Below are 3,674 nucleotides of genomic sequence, written 5' to 3'. Positions count from 1 at the left end.
CAGGGTGGTTTTTTGTCTTTCATAAGGTATAGTACTAAAAGGGTTAATTTTTAGTCAACCTATTTCAGGACGATGCATCATCAAAAATTATGGCTAACGGTCTTGTATAACGCCTCTCGTTAAGCGGTTTTGAAAGATACGGTTTTTACAGTTGTAGGAAATTTGGTTTTTTCGACGTCTTTTTCATTCGATTGACCAACTTCGCTTAATGAGCGTTATACATTGTTAGGCAACGTTTTTATTTGTTATTCAGTTTTTTAATATCCTTCTCAATTTGATCGGAAAAACCGTAATATTCTTCTTGGATAATTTCATTTTGGTCAACTAAAAAATACCTTGGCCAACTATTTACACTAAAGGTTTGATTTAGTTCTTTGTTCCCAATTAAATTTAAAAAAGTAGTCTCTTTTTTCTCAACTAATTTTCTTGCGTTTTCGATATCCTGTGAAACAATTCCGATAACATTTAAATCGTTTTCATACTTGTTTTTAATTTCCTCTACCTTTGGAAATGACTTAATACACCAACCGCACCAAACTTCCCAAAAATCAATTAGTGTTAATTTATCTGTGTCAATATTTACTTTATTTTTCTCATCAAATAAGTCGGTTAATATGAATTTTGGTAATGATTTTTTTAATAGAGGATTTGGTTTAGGTTTTTCCTCGATTATTTGTTCATATTCATTTAATTCCTCGATGTACGAATTAACACTTTTATCAATGCTTTCATTTATTTTGAAATTATCAAATATAAATTCAACAGTTTGCTTATTTCCGAAATCAGGTTGAAGTGAATTTACCACCTTCTTAGGTAAGAAGTTGTTTTTACTTAATTCAATAGTTTTAGTTTTATCTGTGATTTTGTTTTCTAAATCATCTTCAAATGTATATGTGAGAAGATAAGTGCTGTCAGTTTCCGAAAACACAACTTTTTTATATACAGAATCCAATTTAAAAAAGTCACGATAAATCATTTGTCCTCCTGGACTTCCTAAAAAGTGTAATCCGCCTTTTTCTTGTTCAAATTTTCTTTTACTATTTGAAATTTGAAATCCAATTCCATCTTTATAAATGGATGACTTGTTAATGTCGTTTCTTATCCCATAAAATGAGAATCCGAAAACTGTATCAGAGGTTTCTTTTTCCAGAACTGCAAAACCTTTGTTATTCCAAACATTACCATCAGAAAATGTCATCACATTTTGCACATCATATTGAACTTTGTCAATGTTTTCAATTGTTTCGTTAAACTTGTCAGTTATATATTGAACGTTAATTTCTTTTTCTTTTTTACAGCTTGTAACGGAAACCGAAATTAATAAAATGATTGTGATTTTTTTCATAGGATTTTTTCCAAATGTTGCCTAACGGATTTGTATAACGTGTCGTGCTGTATTTTTTAAAGTTAAGTAAAATTCAGTTACCGGAACAATTGTCCTGGATCTGTAGGAATTTAAATAAGGTTATTCAACCGTGCAGCATGCACGTTATACGTTGTTACCTACAGTTGCGGGAAAGCTCTTTTCCGAAAGCAATTCGTTTTCAACAACAGCTTCAATTTTATCACCCCAGAACTAAATCAGAATTATCCGTTTCGTTGAGAAATCATCCGATTTACTCAATTCTTGCTCAAATCAAATCAACTTTTTATTCCAAATTTTCAATTTCGGTTTGAAATCAACCGTCCAGTTTGGAATTCAACAAGTCAACGCAACAAATCAAAATCAATTTTTTTCAGCGTTGCTTTTTAGTCAATTTCTATTTGCATGAGAGTCAGCTAAACTTTTTTTGAATTGAAATCCGCTGCAAGCGGGTCACCGCAATTGTAGGTTAACGGTCTTGTATAACGTGTTGTGTTGCGGGATTTAAAGTTAGTTATTTTTCAGATAAGGAGTTTTTTAAATAGGGTAGGGCTTTTCAATTGTTTGACCATCACCAGCAATATACACGTTATACGTTGTTATGGGCAGGGCTTTTCCGATATACTTCCGTAAATTGTATTATCAAAATCCAAATGATTTTCGCTATATTCAAGACGGACTATTTTTCCGCAATTTGCTTGAAGCACAAAAGCAAAGTTTTCCATAGTGGCAAACATATTTCCACTTCCATTTTTGATATGTGCTAAATATCCCGGTAATTCATTTTTCAACTGCTCAACATCATCACCAACTTTATATTTAGGAATTGTATTCGCTATGATTTTAGTTCGAACGGGATTAGGCACAAAACGGAATACCAAACTCGGTGCAATCATAGGAATTATATAAAGAAATAAGCTAATCAGAATTACTGGTGAAAAGAAAAATAAAGTTTTGGTTAATGGTTTTTTATAGAGAAAATCAGCAATCCTTTTCGAATTTATTAGACCGATGAAAACAATTCCAAAAATCAGTCCAACGAAAAGCGCTTGCGGTAAAAATATCAGAAGTAATTCAAAACTTTGAAACATTGAGCCAATAATTACTGCATATGCAATTGCGGCATAAATTATCGCAAGTGGTATAAAGAGTTTAGTTTTTAACAGTTTGGAATCAGATTTTATTTTAGCAATCGGCCAAATCAAAAATATAATCCAACTAACGAGTATGAAAATGCCAGACCAAAAGATAATCACTCCACTATCCGTGGCTTTTCCGTCCACAATTGCAATATAAATTGCGTTCGCAAAATTCATTGCTGCCCATGCGATAGAGATTGCGAAAAATCCTATTGTTTGCTTTATGTCGTTAAATTTCACAGTGTTCATCTCGCCTTGCCCATAACGGTCTTGTATAACGACCTGTTGCGTTGGATTTCAATTTACGTTTTTTTCAATTAGTAGGGAAGTGGTGATTGTTTCGTGAGAATTCAAATTCATTTAACCATATCAACGCTAATAGGCGTTATACGTTGTTAGCTACAGTTTGCTTCTATCAATTCATTTAAATACATAAAGAAGTCATTAAAGCTATCTAAGACTGATTTTAAAAATCCATTTTTTATAAGAATTTCACTCTCTTCATCCAAAAAATCATTTTCTCGAACAATTTTGAGTTCCGATTCTTTTATAACACCTTTTAAGTCAATCAACTTTCCATCGTTATGGACAATTAAATTTCTGATTTTTTGAATTGATTTCAATTTTCCCCATCTAAAGTCTCCTTTTTCAATTGGTAAGTTTGCGATTTTACTTAAATAAGTTACACTTCTATCTATGCCGTTATATTTAATATCGCTAAGTTCAATAGCGTAGTTGTTTGATTTTTTAAAAAGTATGCATAGTTTGTCTAATTCATGCTCTAAATAACTATACAGTGTTATAAATGCCGAGCGCCTTTGAAGATTTGGAAAATGTTCCTTAAAAACCCCATCTAAATTCCAAGTTTGACTATCTAAGTCATTATAATGATCTATTATTTGATGACTACCTGGAAATCCTGTAGCTTCTTCAATAACTGTGGTTTCCACTTTTTTAAGATAATCATCTATGGAAATTTGAATTTGGTTCTCGCTACTTTTTACGAAACCATATAATAATTCAATTGAAAACTTCAAATTGTATTTATACCAATTAAATGGATTGTTCTTATGTGAAAATAGTCCCATAATTTTTTGTCTTGTCCTGAAATAGGTTGACCATTTTTTGGTTGTTTAAATGGTTAAAAATTCCAGTTTTTCTTTGTTCTTCCG

General features: G+C 31.4%; 3 protein-coding genes. All 3 read right to left on the bottom strand.

What is annotated here, in order from left to right; genetic code table 11:
• Positions 1-238 precede the first annotated feature (238 nt).
• Positions 239-1,345, bottom strand: a complete 1,107-nt coding sequence (locus tag I4Q58_RS15275) for a TlpA family protein disulfide reductase (protein WP_203296776.1) — start codon at positions 1,343-1,345, stop codon at positions 239-241.
• Positions 1,346-1,962: 617 nt separating this feature from the next.
• A complete protein-coding gene (locus I4Q58_RS15270) occupies positions 1,963-2,742 on the bottom strand; it encodes a hypothetical protein (RefSeq protein ID WP_203296775.1) in 780 nt (259 codons plus the stop codon).
• A gap of 155 nt (positions 2,743-2,897) precedes the next feature.
• Entirely contained in the window at positions 2,898-3,590 is a 693-nt protein-coding gene (locus I4Q58_RS15265) for a hypothetical protein (protein ID WP_203296774.1), read from the bottom strand.
• Positions 3,591-3,674 lie beyond the last annotated feature (84 nt).

Source organism: Luteirhabdus pelagi, from assembly GCF_016827595.1.
Lineage (GTDB): Bacteria > Bacteroidota > Bacteroidia > Flavobacteriales > Flavobacteriaceae > Luteirhabdus > Luteirhabdus pelagi.
This window is presented reverse-complemented; position numbering and strand designations above follow the sequence as displayed.

Bases quoted from the DNA above. Each gene is read 5' to 3' on its own strand.
- I4Q58_RS15275 (WP_203296776.1), bottom strand. From the start codon at position 1,345: ATGAAAAAAATCACAATCATTTTATTAATTTCGGTTTCCGTTACAAGC.
- I4Q58_RS15265 (WP_203296774.1), bottom strand. From the start codon at position 3,590: ATGGGACTATTTTCACATAAGAACAATCCATTTAATTGGTATAAATAC.